Below are 18,667 nucleotides of genomic sequence, written 5' to 3'. Positions count from 1 at the left end.
GGTTAATCGGGTTGCTCGAGTGATTTGATATAGTCGTAAATCGCCAGTTGCGACCGCACTTTACGGCGATTGCCGCGCGGTACATAGCGGTTACTGAGTTCTTTGTCGATATAGCGTGCTTTCACCGTATCGCTGAACAGAATCTCGATGATATCGAGGATCTGCTGCTTCAGCCGCGGATCCAGGAGCGGTGTCGCGACTTCAATTCGGTAGTCAATATTGCGCGTCATCCAGTCTGCAGAAGAGAGATAGACCTGTTTATCACCCGCATTATCGAAAATATAGACCCGATCGTGTTCCAGGTAGCGGTCAACAATGCTGATCACGCGAATATTGTCGCTAATGCCTTCGAGTTCAGGGATCAGTGAGCACATACCGCGTATCAGCAGATTGACCGGAACGCCGGAGCTGGACGCCGCATACAGACGATCCACCAGCCCTTTGTCGACCAGGTTGTTGAGTTTCAGCGTAATGCCCGACGACAGCCCTTTCTGGGCATTAGCGATCTCTTTATCGATCATGTCGTACAGCAGGCGGCGTGAGTTCTGCGGCGAGACCAGCAGATAATCGAAGCTGACCGGGCGGTACGGGTTCTCAATAAAGTTGAACACCCGGCGAACCTCGTTAGTGATGCGCGCATCGGCAGTCAGCAGCGAGTAGTCGGTATAAATTCGCGCGGTTTTTTCGTTAAAGTTCCCGGTCCCGATGTGGGCATAACGCACCACGTCCTCCCCCTCTTTACGGGAGATAAGGAACAGCTTGGCGTGAATTTTCAGCCCGGGCGCTGAGAAGATAACGTGGACACCGGCTTCCGTCAGACGGCGCGCCCAGTGAATGTTTGCCTCTTCGTCGAAGCGCGCCTGCAGCTCAACCACCACGGTCACTTTTTTGCCGTTGTGCGCCGCATGGATCATCGCGTCGATGATGCGGGAATCTTTTGCTACACGGTAGATGTTGATTTTGATCGCCAGTACGTTCGGGTCGAACGAAGCCTGACGCAGCAGTTCCAGCACGTGTTCAAACGTATGATACGGATAGTAGAGCAGGACATCGCGCTCGCGAATGGCGTCGAAACCGTTACGGAATTTATCGAACCAGAGATGGCGCAGACGCGGCAGCGGTTTGTTCACCAGATTGGCCTTGCCGACGTTCGGGAAGCCAATAAAGTCTTTAAAGTTATGGTAACGACCGCCCGGCACGATGGAGTCATAGCGAGAAATGGTCAGCTTGTCGCGCAGCATTTCCACCATGGCATCTGGCATATCGCGCTGATAAACAAAGCGCACCGGCTCCGCCGTCAGGCGCTGTTTCAGGCTGGATGACATCAGCTCCATCAGGCTGGCTTCCATCTCGTGCACCAGATCGTATTCGGCGTCACGGGTCATCTTCATGGAGTAGGCGTTTAACGCGTCGTAATCGAAGAAGCCCTTGAAGATGTCGTCCAGGCAGTAACGCAGGATGTTATCGAGCAGGATCATTGGCTTGCGTCTGCGCGGGGTTTCCGGCGGCAGGTTCACAAAGCGCGGCACCTTATCGGACGGGATCTCAAGCAATGCGTAACGAATCGTGTCGCCACGAATAATTTCCACCGCGAGGTAGGTGTAGTCATCTTTCAGGAACTGCACCAGATCGGTTTCGCGGTTGATCAGAATAGGGGTAATGTGCTGGCGCAGGTAATGTTTGAAATAGTGGCGCAGCCAGGTTTGTTGGTTAACAGAAAGCTGACGCTCGTTAATCAGGAAGATTTGATTGCGTGCCATTTCCAGCAGCAGTTCGTTATACAGGCCGTCAAACTCCTGATCGGCTTTCAATACGCGCGACTGAATTTTGCCCAGCAGATGGCGCGAGTGAGAGTTTAAGCCCTGTTCTTCGCTGATGATGATTCGCCGTTTCAGTTCGGCAAAGCGAACCTTGTAGAACTCATCCAGGTTGTTGGAATAAATCCCCAGAAAACGCATACGCTCGATAAGCGGGTTACTTTTGTCTGCCGCTTCCTGGAGTACACGTTCGTTGAATGCTAACCAGCTTAGCTCTTTCTCGATATATAACTTTTCCTGACCCATTACAGCTCACACTCCAGTTCAATCACAGGACGTGGTAAATCCGTCTCGTCCTTATTATGGCGAGCATTTCCACGATATGTCCAACAGTGCCAGAAAAGTATGACAGTTATTTTTTTTCTGGGGGATTTTAGAGGGTTGGGGGAAGGGCATGTCGGGAAGCGCGGTGCTCACCCGACAGTGAAGACCACAGGCCCGTGCAGGCGTCGCGCCGCCGGGCACATCAAACAAACTACTCGTCAGCGGCATAACCCTGTGCAGGGAGCCTGACGCCGTCCAGCCAGGCGGCACCGTCGCGCATCTGAAGACGCCCGTCAACAAACCAGCTTACCACCAGAGGATAAATGGCGTGTTCCTGCGTCTGCACGCGTTCGGTAACGTCGTCTTCGCTGTCACCTTCAAAGACCGGCACCTTTGCCTGCAGGATCACCGGCCCGCCGTCCAGCTCGTCGGTAACGAAATGCACGGAGGTACCGTGCTCTTCATCGCCGTTTTCCAGAACCTGACGATGGGTATGCAGGCCGGGATACTTCGGCAGGAGAGAAGGGTGGATATTCAGCAGACGACCAGCGTAGTGCCCGACAAAGGCCGGGCTCAGGATACGCATATACCCCGCCAGCACGACAACGTCAGGCGCGTAGGCATCAATCTCCTGAACCAGTTCCCGGTCAAACGCTTCACGTCCGGAGAACTGGCTGGCTTCCAGCGCGTGCGCGGGAATGTTCTCTTCCCGGGCGCGTTCAAGGCCGAACGCGTCGGCCTTATTGCTGAATACTGCCCGAATGGTGCCGTTGATTTTCTTCTGTTTGCAGGCGTCAATTATTGCCTGCAAATTGCTTCCGTTACCGGAAATGAGCACCACAATGTTTTTCATTCAATGACCACACGCTGTTCGGAATCGGATGCTTTGATAATACCGATTTTCCACGCGTTTTCACCTTTGTCGGTCAGCAGTTTAATCGCCTTATCCGCTTCGCTTGCTGGAAGCGCGATAACCATGCCCACGCCACAGTTAAAGGTGCGGTACATCTCGTGTGAACTCACGTTGCCCGCAGTCTGCAGCCAGTTAAAGACGGACGGCCACTGCCAGGACGATTCGTCAATCACCGCCTGGGTGTTGTCCGGCAGTACGCGCGGAATGTTTTCCCAGAAGCCGCCACCGGTCAGGTGGGCAATGGCGTGAACGTCAACCTTCTCAATCAGCTCCAGCACGTTTTTCACGTAGATGCGGGTCGGCGCCAGCAGATGGTCAGCCAGTGGCTTGCCATCAAGCTCGGTGGTCAGTGGATCGCTGCCGCTCACGTCGAGGATTTTACGCACCAGTGAGTAGCCGTTCGAGTGCGGGCCGCTGGAGGCCAACGCGATCAGCACATCACCATCAGCCACTTTACTGCCGTCGATAATTTCTGATTTTTCTACTACGCCAACGCAGAAGCCTGCGACGTCATAATCTTCGCCGTGATACATACCGGGCATTTCGGCGGTTTCACCACCGACCAGCGCACAGCCAGACTGCAGACACCCTTCGGCAATGCCGTTAATGACGCTTGCTGCGGTATCCACGTCCAGTTTCCCAGTCGCGTAGTAATCCAGGAAGAACAGCGGCTCTGCGCCCTGAACCACCAGGTCGTTAACACACATCGCGACCAGATCGATACCGATCGTGTCGTGACGTTTTAAATCCATCGCCAGGCGCAGTTTCGTCCCTACACCATCAGTACCTGAGACCAGAACAGGTTCACGATATTTTTGCGGCAGTGCGCACAGTGCGCCGAATCCACCCAGACCACCCATCACTTCCGGGCGGCGGGTTTTTTTCACCACACCTTTGATTCGGTCAACCAGCGCATTACCTGCGTCAATATCAACACCGGCATCTTTGTAGCTGAGAGAAGTTTTGTTGGTCACGGCTCAAGTCCCCACGCGATTGCATAGCTAGTAAGAAAAATCGGCGCAATTCTAACAGTCCAGGCAAACGTTTGCGAGCCTATTCTCGGCGAGAGGATTTTTTTTTCAGCAGGCCCTGCGAATGCGCCCAAAGTTGAGTCTGTTCACGAAAATGAAACCGGTTTCGGTTTTCTCCTTGCAACAGAAAGCCCCTTTGCACATCATCAGGATGAAACCGGTTTCTGTAATTGTTTTTGCAGAAAATAACGCAGAATGAGGGAAAGTGTATGTCTGGATTCAAAGCAGATTTTCTGTGGGGTGGTGCGGTCGCAGCGCATCAGCTGGAAGGGGGCTGGAACGAGGGCGGTAAGGGGATCAGCGTTGCCGATGTGATGACGGCCGGCGCGCACGGCGTGCCGCGTGAAATCACCAACGGCGTGCTGCCAGGGAAAAATTACCCTAACCATGAAGCCATCGATTTCTACCATCGCTATAAAGAGGACATCAAACTCTTTGCCGAGATGGGCTTCAAATGCTTCCGTACCTCCATCGCCTGGACGCGTATCTTCCCGAAAGGGGACGAGCTGGAGCCTAACGAAGCTGGCCTGAAATTCTATGACGACCTGTTTGACGAGTGCCTGAAGTATGGCATCGAGCCGGTTATTACCCTTTCCCATTTCGAGATGCCGTTCCACCTTGTCACCGAATACGGTGGCTGGCGTAACCGTAAGCTGATCGACTTCTTTGTTCGCTTTGCGGAGGTTGTGTTCAGACGTTACCAGCATAAAGTGAAGTACTGGATGACCTTTAACGAGATCAATAACCAGGCTAACTTCCACGAAGACTTTGCACCGTTTACCAACTCCGGCCTGAAGTACGAGCCGGGCGAAGACCGCGAACCGGTAATGTTCCAGGCGGCACACTATGAGCTGGTGGCCAGTGCCCTGGCGGTGAAGGCCGGGCGCGACATTAACCCGTCGCTGCGGATCGGCTGCATGATTGCCATGTGTCCAATCTATCCGCTGACCTGTGCCCCGGACGATATGATGATGGCGATGAACGCCATGCACCGTCGCTACTGGTTCACCGATGTACACGTGCGCGGCAAGTACCCGCAGCATCTGCTTAACTACTTTGCTCGTCGCGGTTTCACGCTGGATATTACAGAAGAAGATAACGCGGCGCTGACGCAGGGGTGTGTCGATTACATTGGCTTTAGCTATTACATGTCTTTCGCCACCAAAGCGACGGCGGATAACCCGGAGCTGGATTACGACGAAAGTAAGAGCCTGGTCTCCAACCCGTACGTGCAGAAATCTGACTGGGGCTGGCAGATTGATCCGGTGGGCCTGCGTTACTCCCTGAACTGGTTCTGGGATCACTATCAGCTGCCCCTGTTCATCGTGGAGAACGGCTTTGGCGCCATCGACGTGCAGGAGAGCGACGGTTCGGTGAATGACCAGTACCGTATTGATTACCTTGCCGCGCACATCTGCGAAATGAAAAAAGCGGTGGTCGAAGATGGCGTTGATCTGATGGGGTATACCCCGTGGGGCTGTATCGACCTGGTGTCTGCCGGAACGGGTGAAATGAAAAAACGCTACGGCTTTATCTTTGTAGACAAAGACAATGAAGGTAACGGTACCCTGAACCGCAGTAAGAAGAAGTCGTTTGACTGGTATAAGCAGGTGATAGCCAGCAACGGCGACACTCTTTAATTCCAGCAGAGTAAAAACGCAAAAAGCCGGAGCTTGCCCTCCGGCTTTTTTGCCTCTAAAACACTTTGCTTGATGTACGTCAAGCAAGTTGGGTATGGTGCAATCCGAAAAAAGCGGTATAATCCCGCGATTTTTTTGCGGTTGCCCCCTCAGAGGAGAAAGAGAATGAAGATTGTGGAAGTGAAGCACCCACTCGTTAAACACAAGCTGGGCCTGATGCGTGAGCATGACATCAGCACGAAGCGTTTTCGCGAACTGGCTTCTGAAGTCGGCAGCCTGCTGACCTATGAAGCGACCTCTGACCTGGAAACGGAAAAAGTGACCATCGAGGGCTGGAACGGCCCGGTTCAGGTTGAGCAGATCAAAGGTAAGAAAATTACCGTTGTGCCTATCCTGCGTGCCGGCCTCGGCATGATGGAAGGCGTGCTGGAGCACGTGCCAAGCGCGCGCATCAGCGTGGTCGGGGTCTACCGCGACGAAGAGACCCTGGAGCCGGTACCGTACTTCCAGAAGCTGGTGTCTAACATCGACGAGCGTATGGCCCTGGTGGTTGACCCGATGCTGGCGACCGGCGGTTCAATGATTGCCACCATCGACCTGCTGAAAAAAGCCGGTTGCAGCAGCATCAAAGTGCTGGTGCTGGTTGCCGCACCAGAAGGTATCGCGGCGCTGGAAAAAGCGCACCCGGACATCGAACTCTATACCGCGTCTATCGACCAGGGGCTGAATGAGCACGGGTACATCATCCCGGGGCTTGGCGATGCCGGCGATAAGATTTTTGGTACTAAATAATCGAATAACGATAATGAAGCCGACTTTGATAGTCGGCTTTTTTTTGAATAAAACGCCAACAACAATACTACTCAGAGGAAAACACTATGACGCGCCGTGCTATCGGGGTGAGTGAAAGACCGCCGCTTTTACAGACAATCCCGCTTAGTCTGCAGCACCTGTTCGCCATGTTTGGCGCAACCGTGCTGGTGCCAATCCTGTTTCACATTAACCCGGCTACCGTGCTGTTGTTCAACGGTGTAGGTACGCTGCTTTACCTCTTTATCTGTAAAGGCAAAATCCCTGCCTATCTCGGCTCAAGCTTCGCCTTTATTTCACCGGTTCTGCTGTTGCTGCCGCTGGGGTATGAAGTGGCGCTGGGCGGCTTCATTATGTGTGGCGTCCTGTTCTGCCTGGTCTCTTTCATTGTGAAGAAGGCCGGTACCGGCTGGCTGGACGTTATGTTCCCGCCTGCCGCAATGGGGGCCATTGTCGCCGTCATCGGTCTGGAGCTGGCGGGCGTGGCGGCCAATATGGCTGGCCTGCTGCCTGCTGACGGGCAGTCACCGGATTCCAAAACCATCATCATCTCGATGGTGACACTGGGCGTAACGGTATTTGGTTCCGTGCTGTTCCGCGGTTTTATGGCAATTATCCCGATCCTGATCGGTGTGCTGGCAGGGTACGCGCTCTCCTTCGTGATGGGCGTTGTTGATACCACGCCCATTGCTGAAGCGCACTGGTTCGCACTGCCAACCTTCTATACCCCGCGCTTTGAATGGTTTGCCATTTTCACGATCCTGCCCGCGGCGCTGGTGGTTATTGCTGAGCACGTAGGTCACCTGGTGGTGACGGCAAACATCGTTAAACGTGACCTGATCCGCGACCCGGGTCTGCACCGCTCGATGTTTGCCAACGGCCTCTCTACCATTATCTCCGGTTTCTTTGGTTCTACGCCTAACACCACCTACGGTGAGAACATCGGCGTGATGGCGATTACCCGTGTCTACAGTACCTGGGTCATTGGCGGCGCGGCAATCATCGCCATCCTGCTCTCCTGCGTGGGCAAACTGGCGGCGGCTATCCAGATCATTCCGGTACCGGTAATGGGAGGCGTCTCTCTGCTGCTGTACGGTGTGATCGGCGCGTCCGGTATTCGCGTGCTGATTGAATCGAAAGTGGACTACAGCAAAGCGCAAAACCTGATCCTCACCTCCGTGATCCTGATCATCGGCGTGAGCGGCGCGAAGGTGCACATCGGTGCGGCTGAACTGAAAGGCATGGCGCTGGCGACCATCGTGGGTGTGGGCCTGAGCCTGATCTTCAAACTGATCTCCGTCCTGCGCCCGGAAGAAGTGGTGCTGGATGCTGAAGACAGCGAAAAAGCGTCACATTGATCGTAAAACCGGGCGGACGATCCGCCCGGTTCTCTCCTTGCACGTTCCGTGCTAAACTCACCGCCGATTTTATGTAAGATCTGGTTGAGGTACTTCTGAACGGACCGGCACAGCTCTCTCTGCCACTCTATCTCCCTGACGACGAAACTTTTGCGAGTTTCTGGCCGGGTGATAACCCCTCTTTACTGGCTGCACTGCAAAACGTGCTGCGTCAGGAACACAGCGGATACATCTATATCTGGTCACGCGAAGGCGCGGGGCGCAGCCACCTGTTGCATGCCGCCTGTGCGGAGCTTTCCGCGCGGGGTGATGCGGTAGGCTATGTGCCGCTGGATAAACGTACCTGGTTTGTGCCTGAAGTCATGGAGGGAATGGAACATCTCTCACTGGTCTGCATCGATAATATCGAATGTGTGGCGGGGGATGAGCCGTGGGAAATGGCGATCTTTAACCTCTATAACCGCATTCTGGAGTCGGGGAAAACCCGGCTGCTGATCACCGGCGATCGTCCGCCGCGCCAGCTGAATCTGGGGCTGCCGGATCTGGCTTCCCGTCTGGACTGGGGGCAAATCTACAAGCTGCAACCGCTGTCGGATGAAGACAAACTTCAGGCGTTACAGCTGCGCGCAAGATTGCGCGGCTTTGAACTCCCGGAAGACGTGGGGCGTTTCCTGCTCAAGCGTCTGGACCGGGAAATGCGCACGCTCTTTGATACGCTCGATCAGCTCGATCGCGCTTCGATTACCGCGCAGCGCAAGCTGACCATTCCTTTTGTAAAAGATATTCTGAAGCTGTGATGCGCTTTTCTCCCTCTACCTGACGCAGAGGGAGAACCAGCGCCACCGGCTAAAAATCACCTGTCTTCCAGCAAATGCTCAACCAGAAGTGGAATGGGTCTGCCTGAGGCCACGCTTTTTCCGTACTCACGCCACAGCGCCGTGCCGCTAATATCCAGATGGGCCCATGGAATGGTCGGCGGGCAAAAATGGTGTAACAGCCAGGCCGCCGATGCGCTGATCGCCGCATTATTGGGTGGGGTATTGCACAGGTCGGCGATGGCGCTGTCGGTCTGTTTTTTTAGCCGTGCATCCAGCGGCAGGGACCACACCTCATCACCGCTCCGTTTCCCCGCGCGGGTGAGCGCCTGACGCAGCGCTTCGTCCTGCGTCATTAACCCACTCAGCTCGTACCCCAGCGCTTTTACGACGGCACCGGTTAAGGTCGCCATATCAATAATATAGCGAGCCTGCGGATGACGCTGGCTGGCCCAGGCGATCGCATCCGCCAGTACCAGCCGGCCTTCGGCATCGGTATTGTTGATTTCAACCGTGATACCGTTGCAGGCGCTGGCCACCGTGCCCGGCTGCATCGCATCCGGTCCTATGGCGTTTTCCGCCAGCGCCAGTACGCCCATAATACGAACCGGCAGGCCGAGTTCTGCCACGCTCAGCATCAACCCGAGCACGTTCGCTGCCCCGCACATGTCATATTTCATGGTGTACATGCCCGCGCCTTCCTTCAGCCACAGGCCACCGGTATCAAACGTTATGCCTTTGCCCACGTAACAGCGTACCGGGCCATCAGCGATGCCGTTATAGTGAATGGCCAGCAGCCGCGGTGGACAGGTCGCGCCTTTACCGACGGCATGCAGAAGCCCCAGACCCTGTTCAATAATTTGCTTCTCATCAAGCACTTCACACCGCAGGGCGGGGAAGGCGGCGCACAGCTTTTGCGCTTCGTCGACGACATACTGCGGCGTACAGCGATCGGACGGCATATCCGCCAGACGTCGCGCGGCGACCATTCCTCGGGCAATGGCCTGCTGTTGCTGGAAGAGAGCGTCCAGCCTTTCACGCTGTTGCGGATGACACAGGGCGGTGACATGGCGAAGGCGAACGCTTTTGCCATCGGTTTTCTTAAGCTGCAGATCGCGAAGGTCATGCGCCTGGTTAAAGAGAAAACGCAGAACCTGCGTCAGCACCACCTCGTCAATATCCGTGACATCCAGTACCACATCGGCGCTGACCGGGGCTGCCAGCAGTGGACGGAGGGCGGCGAGTAACCCTTCTGTCAGACTGTCCTGCCAGAGCGCATCCGGCAGCAGCGTGATTCTGGCAAACGGGGCACAGCCAAAGCGGGTATCCGCGACGGCGTTTTGTTCACGCATTTCAGCGATGAGTGCGGTGTCCGGCAGTAACGCGCAGGCGGCCCGGGCAATAAGATGACTCTGGGGCTTTGCGTCTGCAAGGGCGGTGATAAGTTCAAAGGTAATCATTATGACTCCTCAACTGGCGCGCGGATCCGCGCGGCATAGGCCTGCATCCATTCCTCATCCACGGGCTGATAGTGCGTTTTTTCCCGCAGGCGCTCGGCGCGAAATACGGTGAGAGGCTGGCGGGCCGTTGCCACCACAAATGAGAAGGTTTTGATGTTGGTTGCGGCGCCGAATTCGCCTTTATTATTCATGCACACCACCGAGAGATCGCCCGCGCGGCCAAAGCGCGACATCAGTTTGTCTTCCAGTTCGAAGACCACCGAGTCCGCCGCCTGCTGCGGTGACATGCCCTGTGCCATGCGGCGAACAATTTCGTAGCTGGTGCAGCCTTTCATCAGGTCTTCCCCCACGCCGGTGGCGGTGGCGGCACCGGTTTCACTGTCGCAGTAAAAGCCGGAGCCGATAATCGGCGAGTCGCCAATACGGCCGCGCTTTTTCATAAACAGACCGCTGGTGGAGGTCGCCACGCTCATCGACCCCATTTTGTCGAGGCCAATAATCCCGACGGTGTCATGCCCATCGTACGGGCTTAAGCCTTTGTCCAGCGTCTCCCGGCAGCGCTTACGGTAATGCTGCATCGCGCGGTCGGTAAGCATGGTTTTGTTGGCAAACCCCTGACTCAGCGCCCATTCGCGCGCGCCCTGGCCGACCAGCAGGCTGTTATAGCGCTGGCGGCTTAGCGCATGGGCGACACGCACCGGGTTCGCAATATCAACCAGATCTCCCACGGCCCCAAACGCAAGCGTATCGCCATCCATATACGCCGCGTCCAGTTCGACTTCGCCATTTTCGGTTGGCAGCCCGCCGTAGCCGACGGATTTATACAACGGGAAGTCCTCGACGGCAGCAACGGCATCGACCACCGCTTCTGCTACCGGTTTCCCCGCAGCCAGCGCAGACGCAGACTCCGTGACCCCTTCAAGCGCCATTCGCCAGGTTGCGATAATTCCCCACATGCTTTACTCCTGTTTTGCAAGGGTTGGGTCGGTTTGCGTCACGGTGGCAATCTCCGCGGCGCGGTATTGTTTATCCACGATACGCATGAAAGGCAGATACAGCATGGCGCCAATCAGCAGGTTGATAAGCTGCATCACGCTGCCGCTGAGATGCCCCGTGACGATAAACCCGCTGATCACCGGCGGTAACGTCCAGGGGATAAACACCCCGGTGGTCACAGCGACGGCACCCATTTTCATCGCAGCATATTGCACGGTAACCAGGACCAGCGGCACCAGATTGAATGGGATCAGCATGATGGGGTTCATGATAACCGGCAGGCCAAACAGAATCGGCTCGTTGATGTTAAACACCGAGGCCCCCGCGCCGAGACGCGCCACCTCGCGCATGTTTTTGCTGCGGGCAAAAATCAGCATCGCAATCACCAGCGAGAGCGTTGCCCCTGCGCCACCCATCCAGATCATGTCAAAAAACTGTTCGGTGATAATGTGCGGCGGCGTCGTACCCGCCTGAATGGCGGCGATGTTATCGGTCTGGTTCTCCATCCACAGCGGGCGAATGATGCCGTTGATCATTGAGCCGGAGTTAATGCCCACAGACCACAGAATGGTGATGCTGAACACCGTCATCAGCGCGCCGAAATAGGAGGTCCCGTAGTGGCGAACCGGCGTGGCGACCACCTCGTAAATAAACTGGTGAATGGTGTTGTAGTGGGTGTTTTCGAAAATGATGCGGATAATAAGCACCAGAATCATTACCAGCAGGGCCGGGATCAGTGCGGCGAACGATTCCTGCACCGCCGGCGGCACGCCATCAGGCATTCTGATGACCAGCTTTTTGCGCTTCAGCCAGCAGAACAGCTCCGTCCACAGCAGAGAGCCAATCATCGCCACGAACAGCCCTTTGCTGCCAATCCACTCCACCGGCATGACCGTGATACCGCCGTTTTCGGCCACTTTGATAAAAGGTGTCAGGATTAAAAAGGCGACCAGAGCCAGAATGCCGCAGGAGATGCGATCTTCGCCGTAGTGTTCAGCCAGGCGAAACGCCACCAGGAAGCTGATAAACAGCGACATGGTTGAGAACACCGCGTTGAACGGAATTTCAATGATGGCACTCCAGCTTTCACCAAATGCCTGAGACATAAACTGCTGATAGGTTTGGTTCGGAAAAGAGGAGATGACCAGCAGAATCGAGCCGACGATGATAAACGGCATGAAGGAAACATAGGCCCCGCGTATGGCGCCCAGATGCCGCTGTTGCGCAGTTTTGGCCGCCAGCGGCATCAGTTTTGCTTCAAGAAATCCCAGAACATTGTTCATTGTGAACTCCGTACAAGATTGAGTGGTGTTGTTATGTTATGTCTGTGGATTATCAGTGAAGCGCGGTGGCTGAAAGGTGAAACAGGTCACAAAGCACTCGCTAAGATATTATAAATCTCATGAGATTGGTTATGGAGTTACAGCGATGGAAATCAAATTGCACGCCAATGCCACCACCACGCCGCGGATCCGTCGCTATCTGCAACAATCCAATAAAAGCGACAGAGAACTGGCTACGGAGCTGGGTATTTCCGTGACGACCGTGCGGCGATGGCGCAATCGCGATCGGGTTTCTGACAACCATACGACCCCAAAAGTGATACACAAAGCTATGAGACAAGAGCAGGTTGACCTCGTTAATGCCCTGCGTGATATCACGGGCGCACCGCTGGATGAACTGCTGCTGCTGGTTAACGCGGTGCTGGGGATTTCCGTTTCGCGGGCGACGCTGAACCGTTATCTCCGTCCCGCTTCTGCGAAACGCAAGGGCATTGAACTTCACGGGAAAAAAGCGCTAAAGGCAGGCGTTTTACCCACAAAACTGCTGGTGCATCACCAGCCTTTATCGCTGCATATGGATGATGGCGGGGAGCAGCATCTGCTGTGGGGGCGCGAGCCGGTGAGCGGCTGGTGTTATGCCCGGCTCTATGCGGGAATTTCATCACAGCTGCTGAACAACTGGATGTGTGAGTTGCTGAACGCCTGTCCGGCTGATATCCAATCTGTTGAGACTTTCGGTTTTGAACCCGACTTACCCGCGGGTGAACCTGTCGTAAAAGTACAGCCGACCAGGCACAAGGCTGTGCAGGTTGCGGTACCGCTCGGCGACATCATTCCACGAGTGAATGCTGTTCCGTTAGGACAGGTGTTGATCGAGATGTGCGAGTTTTACAATCGGGGCAAAGCGCAGAAAAAGCTGGGAGAGAGCACGCCGCAGGCCTTTCTGGAAGCGCTGCGGCGTAAGGATTAGAGAATCTCGAGCACTTCTTCCGGCGGGCGTCCAATACGCGCCTGACCGTTTGCGACCACAATGGGGCGCTCAATCAGTTTCGGATTTTCAACCATCGCCTGAATCAGCTCAGCCTCGGTTAGACGACTGTCATTCAGATTGAGCGACGTATACAGGTCCTCTTTCTGGCGCATTAGCTCTCTGGCACTGCCCATTCCCAGCATGTGCAGCAGCTGACGAAGCGTCTGTGCATCTGGCGGTGTCTCCAGATACAGCACCACTTCCGGGTCAATGCCGTTCGACTTCAGCAGGCTAAGGGTGTCGCGGCTCTTCGAGCAGCGTGGGTTGTGGTAGATTTTTACCGCGTCTGTCATGACCTGAATTCTCCTTTATTACATCTTCTCGTACGGCTTAAAGCGCTGCTGCAGACCGCGAAGCTGATCGATACGCGCATCGTAACGGGCCTGCTGCAGACTGCCGAGCTTAACCTGGGAACTGGCACTGCTCAGGAGGGAAATCGCCTGATCAAGACGCCCCACCAGGGCAAAGCCTTCGGCGCGTGCCGCAAGCTCCTGATCGCGGTTGCCCAGCTGCGCTTCTGCCTGGGCAAGCAGATCCCAGCCGTTCTGATCGTCTTTATTGTTAAAGGTGTAGCGGTTCAGAATGTTCGCCGCTTCAGCAGGCTGACCACCCTGTAAGTAAGCATTCGCCAGGTTAAGCTGCAGCACCGGGTTAGTCCGCACCTCTTTTGCCCCTTTCAGGCGATTAATCGCATCGGTGGCTTTTTTCTGCCCCAGATCGATATCCGTGGCGAGATCGAGATACCACGGGTTATTCGGATCGGCGGCGAGAAGTGGCTGCAGCGTTTTACGCGCTTCGTCATATTTGCTGGCTTCCATCGCCTGTAACGCCTGGCCATACTGAGCCGCGTTTTTCTCACGCACGTTGCCTTTCGCCAGCGCATCCAGCAGGTCGCTGGTCAGCTGGTTACGCCCGGAATTGTACATTCCAAGCGTTCGCACTTTTGCCATGTAGAAATCCTGCGACGACTGAACCACGACCGGGCGCATCTGGTTGGCACGGTTACGCGCATCCGACAGACGGCTTTCCGGTAAGGGGTGCGTCAGCAAAATTTCCGGCGGACGGGAGGAGTAGCGCGCCTGGTCGAGCAGCTTTTCGAGGAAGCTCGGCATGGCCTGCGGGTCAAAGCCCGAACGTTGCAGCACCTGAATGCCAATACGATCCGCTTCCTGTTCATTTTGCTGGGTGAAACTGATCATCCCCTGACGTGTTCCCGCCAGCGTACCGGTTAACGCCGCCATCCCGGCCTGCGGGCTGGCCATTGCCAGCAGAATGGAACCCAATGCGCCAACCCAGGTCAGCGGAGCGTTACGCTTCTGGTCTTCCATTGCCCGGGCAAGGTGGCGCTGGGTGACGTGAGAGATTTCGTGCGCCATGACCGAGGCCAGCTGACTTTCGTTATCAGAGTAGCGGAATAACGCCGAATGCAGCACCACGTTGCCGCCAAAGAAGGCGAAGGCGTTGATTTCGTCATTATTGATTAAATAGAAGTGGAAGGGGGTTTTTACCGAGTTGGCGTGCGCGACCAGGCGCATGCCCAGCCCGTTAATGTACTGAACCAGCAACGGGTCGTTAATCAGCGGCGCGCTGCCACGCAGCTGACGAACGTAATAATCCCCCATCTGCATTTCCTGCCCAATGGAGAGCGTGCTTCCTGCTGTAGTGCCCATGTCCGGCAATGAATCGGACGAGTCAGCGAAAGCTGGCAACACCTGACCGACCGTCAGTGCGGCAATCAGTGTCGCAACCAGTGTTTTTCTCAACTGCCTGAACATAACCACTGTCCTGTATTTGGGATGTGCTAATTTGACCGATGAACCGGCATATCGTTCATCTCCACTGCCCTGCGAGTGTAGCCGTGTTGAGGCATGAAGAAAATCCCATTCATCAGGGTTTTGCGGATCGTGGCAGAGAGACAAAAAGCGAAAGTCTTTTTTGTGACAGTTAGATACAATTCACGTTCTCACTCCCGCCATCCGATTCAGGGAAGGGTTGTATGCTCGAAATGTTAATGCAGTGGTACCGCCGTCGGTTTAGCGACCCGGAGGCCATTGCTTTGTTGGTTATTCTCGTCGCCGGGTTCGGCATTCTGTTCTTCTTCAGCGGTCTTCTCGCCCCCCTGCTGGTCGCGATTGTGCTGGCGTACCTGCTGGAGTGGCCAACGGCGCGTCTGGAAAATATAGGCTGTTCCCGTCGCTGGGCGACCAGTATCGTCCTGGTGCTGTTTGTCGGCATCCTGCTGTTAATGTCGTTTGTCGTTATGCCTGTGGCCTGGCAACAGGGGATTTACCTTATCCGCGATATGCCCGGCATGCTGAATAAGCTTTCCGATTTTGCCGCCACGCTGCCGCGCCGATATCCCGCCCTGATGGATGCCGGGATCATTGATGCGATGGCCGAAAACATGCGCGCCCGCATTATGACAATGGGCGATTCCGTGGTGAAATATTCCCTGGCGTCGCTGGTAGGGTTGCTCACGCTGGCCGTCTACCTTGTTCTCGTTCCGTTAATGGTTTTCTTCCTCGTCAAAGATAAAGAGCAGATGCTGAACGCGGTGCGGCGCATTCTGCCGCGTAATCGCGGGCTGGCCGGGCAGGTGTGGGAAGAGATGAACCAGCAGATCACCAACTACATTCGCGGCAAAGTGCTGGAGATGATTGTGGTGGGTGTGGCTACCTGGATTGGTTTTTTAATTTTCGGGCTTAACTACTCGCTGCTGCTGGCGGTGCTGGTGGGGCTGTCGGTGCTCATTCCCTACATCGGTGCCTTTGTGGTGACCATTCCGGTTGTCGGCGTTGCGCTGTTCCAGTTTGGTCTGGGGACCGAGTTCTGGAGCTGCTTCGCGGTGTACCTGATCATTCAGGGACTGGATGGCAACCTGCTGGTGCCGGTGCTGTTCTCCGAAGCGGTGAACCTGCATCCGCTGGTGATTATCTTATCCGTGGTGATTTTCGGCGGGCTGTGGGGATTTTGGGGCGTGTTCTTTGCCATTCCGCTGGCAACGCTGATCAAAGCAGTGGTTCACGCGTGGCCGGATGTGCCTGCGGTTGAGGATAAGTAGATAGTTGTGCGGCCTGATACCCTCTCCCGTGGGGAGAGGGGCAAATATCAAAAACGGTAACCTGCGTTACCGTATTGCATTTACCGCGTAGGTCGGGTCAGGCGAAGCCGCGGCCCAACGATCAGGCGCTTTGTTTGAGCCAGTTCAGCACCACGTCGTGGTGGTTGCTGGTTTTGAAGTCATCAAACACATGTTCAACTTTACCTTCAGCGTCAATCAGGAAGCTGATACGGTGAATGCCGTCGTAGGTTTTGCCCATAAAGGTCTTCTCGCCCCAGACGCCAAACTGCTCGCATACCTGGTGGTCTTCGTCAGAAAGCAGCGTGAAGTTAAGCAGCTCCTTTTCAGCAAATCGTGACAGCTTTTCTGGCTTATCGGTGCTGATACCCAGCACTTCCACGCCGACTTTTTTCAACTCGTCCATGTTGTCGCGTAAGCCGCAGGCCTGTACGGTGCAGCCCGGGGTCATGGCTTTCGGGTAAAAATAGACCAGAACACGCTGTCCCTGGAAGTCGGTCAAATTTACTTGCTCACCATCCTGGTCAGGTAAGCTAAATTTCGGTGCGATGTCACCGGCTTTCAGTGGGTTCATTACTCAACTCCATCCTGTTCATGCTGCGAATAATTGACGACGCTTATACTGCCTTGCGCGTTTAATTCTGTACAGAGGGCTTTGAACGCTTGCTCGATATTTGACGCATCCTGCGAGGCAGGGCTGTGCGCGGTAATCTGAATAAAAAGGGTGGGAATGGCGCTGCCGTCACCCGGCTGCGTTCGGGAAACGAGTTCGGCAATATTCATCTGATGGCTGTCAAATAACGCGGTGAAGCGCTCAATCAGATGGGGGGAATCGGGGACTTCAACCTGCACCCAGACGGTCGCGGGCAGGGCCGGACGTGGGCGAGCAGTGGTGCGTTTCATCACGATCAGCAAATCCAGCTCCGCACCTTTGAGCGGCAGGGTCGATTCGATAAGGGTAATGGCATTCCATGTCCCGGACAGCAGCATAATAAACGTGAACTCTTCGCCCAGCATAGCCAGACGACTGTCCTCGATATTACAGCCGCAGCTGCTCACATGGCGGGTGATGGTGTTCACGATACCCGGCCTGTCAGCACCCAGCGCAGTGATAACCAGGTAATGTTGTGATGAGGTTGTCAAACCTGTTCTTCCTTTGCATGGTTAAGTCTTCCTAAGGAAAGCATAAAAAAAACATGCATACAACCGCCTGAGGGCCTCAGGTCGCTTGCTTTTATTACAGTTCCAAACGTACCATTGAGGCTCTTGTTCGCACAGAGGATGGCTCATGTTCACGGGAAGTATTGTCGCGCTTGTTACACCGATGGATGAAAAAGGTAATGTCTGCCGGTCAAGCATGAAGAAGCTGATTGATTACCATGTCGCCAATGGAACCTCGGCGATCGTTTCGGTAGGGACTACCGGTGAATCTGCAACGCTAAGCCACGAAGAGCACGGCGATGTGGTGATGCTGACCCTGGAACTGGCTGACGGGCGTATCCCGGTCATCGCAGGGACAGGCGCTAACGCCACGGCAGAAGCTATCAGTTTGACCAAACGTTTTAACGACAGCGGCATCGTGGGCTGTCTGACGGTGACCCCTTATTACAACCGTCCTACTCAGGAAGGTCTGTTCCAGCATTTCAAAGCCATCGCAGAACATACTGACTTGCCACAAATTCTGTATAATGTGCCGTCCCGTACTGGCTGCGATATGCTGCCGGAAACCGTTGGTCGTCTCTCGAAAGTAAAAAATATTATCGGGATTAAAGAGGCGACAGGGAACTTAAGCCGCGTTCATCAGATCAAAGAGCTGGTTTCAGACGACTTTATCCTGTTGAGCGGCGATGATGCGACCGCACTGGACTTTATGCAGCTCGGTGGCCATGGCGTGATCTCCGTAACGGCGAACGTTGCGGCCCGCGATATGGCTGAAATGTGCAAACTGGCGGCTGCCGGTCACTTTGATGAAGCTCGCGTGATTAATCAGCGTCTGATGCCGTTGCATAATAAATTATTTGTCGAACCCAATCCGATCCCCGTGAAATGGGCGTGTAAGGAGTTGGGACTTGTAGCAACCGATACGCTGCGTCTGCCAATGACACCGATTACCGACCACGGTCGTGAAATTGTCACGGCAGCGCTGAAGCATGCCGGTTTGCTGTAGAGTT

17 protein-coding genes are annotated in these 18,667 nt (G+C 55.1%); 7 read left to right on the top strand and 10 right to left on the bottom strand.

Annotated elements, in window-relative coordinates:
- Positions 1-2: 2 nt before the first annotated feature.
- From ppk1 to purM, 3 genes are all read right to left on the bottom strand, one after another.
- Positions 3-2,063, bottom strand: coding sequence for a polyphosphate kinase 1 (ppk1, locus tag JTA15_RS11620; RefSeq protein WP_014171133.1), 2,061 nt, complete (start codon positions 2,061-2,063; stop codon positions 3-5).
- 229 nt (positions 2,064-2,292) lie between these two features.
- The gene (gene purN, locus JTA15_RS11615) at positions 2,293-2,934 is read right to left on the bottom strand and encodes a phosphoribosylglycinamide formyltransferase (RefSeq protein WP_014171132.1); all 642 of its coding nucleotides are present in this window, start codon (positions 2,932-2,934) and stop codon (positions 2,293-2,295) included.
- The gene (gene purM / locus JTA15_RS11610; RefSeq protein WP_020883059.1) at positions 2,931-3,968 is read right to left on the bottom strand and encodes a phosphoribosylformylglycinamidine cyclo-ligase; all 1,038 of its coding nucleotides are present in this window, start codon (positions 3,966-3,968) and stop codon (positions 2,931-2,933) included. The genes purN and purM overlap by 4 nt, the downstream gene beginning before the upstream one ends.
- A gap of 266 nt (positions 3,969-4,234) precedes the next feature.
- On the opposite strand from purM, the gene JTA15_RS11605 reads away from it, so the two are divergent.
- From JTA15_RS11605 to JTA15_RS11590, 4 genes are all read left to right on the top strand, one after another.
- Positions 4,235-5,665 carry a 6-phospho-beta-glucosidase gene (locus JTA15_RS11605; protein ID WP_219372317.1) on the top strand — a complete coding sequence of 477 codons (1,431 nt, stop codon included), beginning with the start codon at positions 4,235-4,237 and terminating at the stop codon, positions 5,663-5,665.
- Between the two features lie 165 nt (positions 5,666-5,830).
- Complete coding sequence (upp, locus tag JTA15_RS11600; RefSeq protein ID WP_020883061.1) at positions 5,831-6,457, top strand: uracil phosphoribosyltransferase; 627 nt, start codon at positions 5,831-5,833, stop codon at positions 6,455-6,457.
- An 86-nt stretch (positions 6,458-6,543) separates the two neighbouring features.
- A complete protein-coding gene (uraA, locus tag JTA15_RS11595) occupies positions 6,544-7,833 on the top strand; it encodes a uracil permease (RefSeq protein WP_014171128.1) in 1,290 nt (429 codons plus the stop codon).
- Positions 7,834-7,928: 95 nt separating this feature from the next.
- Positions 7,929-8,630, top strand: coding sequence for a DnaA inactivator Hda (locus JTA15_RS11590; RefSeq protein ID WP_212479862.1), 702 nt, complete (start codon positions 7,929-7,931; stop codon positions 8,628-8,630).
- A 56-nt stretch (positions 8,631-8,686) separates the two neighbouring features.
- Here the strand turns inward: JTA15_RS11590 and JTA15_RS11585 are convergent, their stop codons facing one another.
- The 3 genes from JTA15_RS11585 to celB are packed head-to-tail and all read right to left on the bottom strand — an operon-like array spanning position 8,687 to position 12,387.
- Positions 8,687-10,108, bottom strand: a complete 1,422-nt coding sequence (locus JTA15_RS11585) for a M17 family metallopeptidase (protein ID WP_219372316.1) — start codon at positions 10,106-10,108, stop codon at positions 8,687-8,689.
- Positions 10,108-11,064, bottom strand: a complete 957-nt coding sequence (locus JTA15_RS11580; protein WP_150343709.1) for a N(4)-(beta-N-acetylglucosaminyl)-L-asparaginase — start codon at positions 11,062-11,064, stop codon at positions 10,108-10,110. The genes JTA15_RS11585 and JTA15_RS11580 overlap by 1 nt, the downstream gene beginning before the upstream one ends.
- Before the next feature lie 3 nt (positions 11,065-11,067).
- A complete protein-coding gene (gene celB, locus JTA15_RS11575; RefSeq protein ID WP_014171124.1) occupies positions 11,068-12,387 on the bottom strand; it encodes a PTS cellobiose transporter subunit IIC in 1,320 nt (439 codons plus the stop codon).
- 145 nt (positions 12,388-12,532) lie between these two features.
- On the opposite strand from celB, the gene JTA15_RS11570 reads away from it, so the two are divergent.
- Positions 12,533-13,357: a helix-turn-helix transcriptional regulator gene (locus tag JTA15_RS11570; RefSeq protein WP_219372315.1), complete on the top strand. Its 825-nt coding sequence runs from the start codon at positions 12,533-12,535 to the stop codon at positions 13,355-13,357.
- Here JTA15_RS11570 and arsC read toward each other — a convergent pair.
- Together arsC and bepA are read right to left on the bottom strand one after the other, a co-directional pair.
- Complete coding sequence (gene arsC / locus JTA15_RS11565) at positions 13,354-13,710, bottom strand: arsenate reductase (glutaredoxin) (protein ID WP_014171122.1); 357 nt, start codon at positions 13,708-13,710, stop codon at positions 13,354-13,356. The two genes, JTA15_RS11570 and arsC, sit on opposite strands and share 4 nt — an antisense overlap.
- Positions 13,711-13,728: 18 nt before the next feature.
- A complete protein-coding gene (bepA, locus tag JTA15_RS11560) occupies positions 13,729-15,192 on the bottom strand; it encodes a beta-barrel assembly-enhancing protease (protein ID WP_020883065.1) in 1,464 nt (487 codons plus the stop codon).
- A 221-nt stretch (positions 15,193-15,413) separates the two neighbouring features.
- Between bepA and JTA15_RS11555 the strand changes: the two genes are divergently transcribed.
- The gene (locus JTA15_RS11555) at positions 15,414-16,478 is read left to right on the top strand and encodes an AI-2E family transporter (RefSeq protein ID WP_014171120.1); all 1,065 of its coding nucleotides are present in this window, start codon (positions 15,414-15,416) and stop codon (positions 16,476-16,478) included.
- Positions 16,479-16,599: 121 nt separating this feature from the next.
- On the opposite strand, the gene bcp is transcribed toward JTA15_RS11555, so the two are convergent.
- A complete protein-coding gene (gene bcp / locus JTA15_RS11550; protein ID WP_219372314.1) occupies positions 16,600-17,070 on the bottom strand; it encodes a thioredoxin-dependent thiol peroxidase in 471 nt (156 codons plus the stop codon).
- Positions 17,070-17,639: a glycine cleavage system transcriptional repressor gene (locus tag JTA15_RS11545; protein ID WP_014171118.1), complete on the bottom strand. Its 570-nt coding sequence runs from the start codon at positions 17,637-17,639 to the stop codon at positions 17,070-17,072. The genes bcp and JTA15_RS11545 overlap by 1 nt, the downstream gene beginning before the upstream one ends.
- Positions 17,640-17,784: 145 nt before the next feature.
- On the opposite strand from JTA15_RS11545, the gene dapA reads away from it, so the two are divergent.
- Positions 17,785-18,663: a 4-hydroxy-tetrahydrodipicolinate synthase gene (dapA, locus tag JTA15_RS11540; protein WP_014171117.1), complete on the top strand. Its 879-nt coding sequence runs from the start codon at positions 17,785-17,787 to the stop codon at positions 18,661-18,663.
- Positions 18,664-18,667 lie beyond the last annotated feature (4 nt).

The organism is Enterobacter sp. BIDMC 29 (genome assembly GCF_019378755.1).
GTDB lineage: Bacteria > Pseudomonadota > Gammaproteobacteria > Enterobacterales > Enterobacteriaceae > Enterobacter > Enterobacter ludwigii.
Note: the sequence above shows the minus strand (reverse complement) of the source record. Positions and strands in the feature narration are given on the sequence as shown.

Bases quoted from the DNA above. Each gene is read 5' to 3' on its own strand.
- ppk1 (WP_014171133.1), bottom strand. From the start codon at position 2,063: ATGGGTCAGGAAAAGTTATATATCGAGAAAGAGCTAAGCTGGTTAGCA.
- purN (WP_014171132.1), bottom strand. From the start codon at position 2,934: ATGAAAAACATTGTGGTGCTCATTTCCGGTAACGGAAGCAATTTGCAG.
- JTA15_RS11605 (WP_219372317.1), top strand. From the start codon at position 4,235: ATGTCTGGATTCAAAGCAGATTTTCTGTGGGGTGGTGCGGTCGCAGCG.
- upp (WP_020883061.1), top strand. From the start codon at position 5,831: ATGAAGATTGTGGAAGTGAAGCACCCACTCGTTAAACACAAGCTGGGC.
- uraA (WP_014171128.1), top strand. From the start codon at position 6,544: ATGACGCGCCGTGCTATCGGGGTGAGTGAAAGACCGCCGCTTTTACAG.
- JTA15_RS11585 (WP_219372316.1), bottom strand. From the start codon at position 10,108: ATGATTACCTTTGAACTTATCACCGCCCTTGCAGACGCAAAGCCCCAG.
- JTA15_RS11580 (WP_150343709.1), bottom strand. From the start codon at position 11,064: ATGTGGGGAATTATCGCAACCTGGCGAATGGCGCTTGAAGGGGTCACG.
- celB (WP_014171124.1), bottom strand. From the start codon at position 12,387: ATGAACAATGTTCTGGGATTTCTTGAAGCAAAACTGATGCCGCTGGCG.
- JTA15_RS11570 (WP_219372315.1), top strand. From the start codon at position 12,533: ATGGAAATCAAATTGCACGCCAATGCCACCACCACGCCGCGGATCCGT.
- arsC (WP_014171122.1), bottom strand. From the start codon at position 13,710: ATGACAGACGCGGTAAAAATCTACCACAACCCACGCTGCTCGAAGAGC.
- bepA (WP_020883065.1), bottom strand. From the start codon at position 15,192: ATGTTCAGGCAGTTGAGAAAAACACTGGTTGCGACACTGATTGCCGCA.
- JTA15_RS11555 (WP_014171120.1), top strand. From the start codon at position 15,414: ATGCTCGAAATGTTAATGCAGTGGTACCGCCGTCGGTTTAGCGACCCG.
- bcp (WP_219372314.1), bottom strand. From the start codon at position 17,070: ATGAACCCACTGAAAGCCGGTGACATCGCACCGAAATTTAGCTTACCT.
- dapA (WP_014171117.1), top strand. From the start codon at position 17,785: ATGTTCACGGGAAGTATTGTCGCGCTTGTTACACCGATGGATGAAAAA.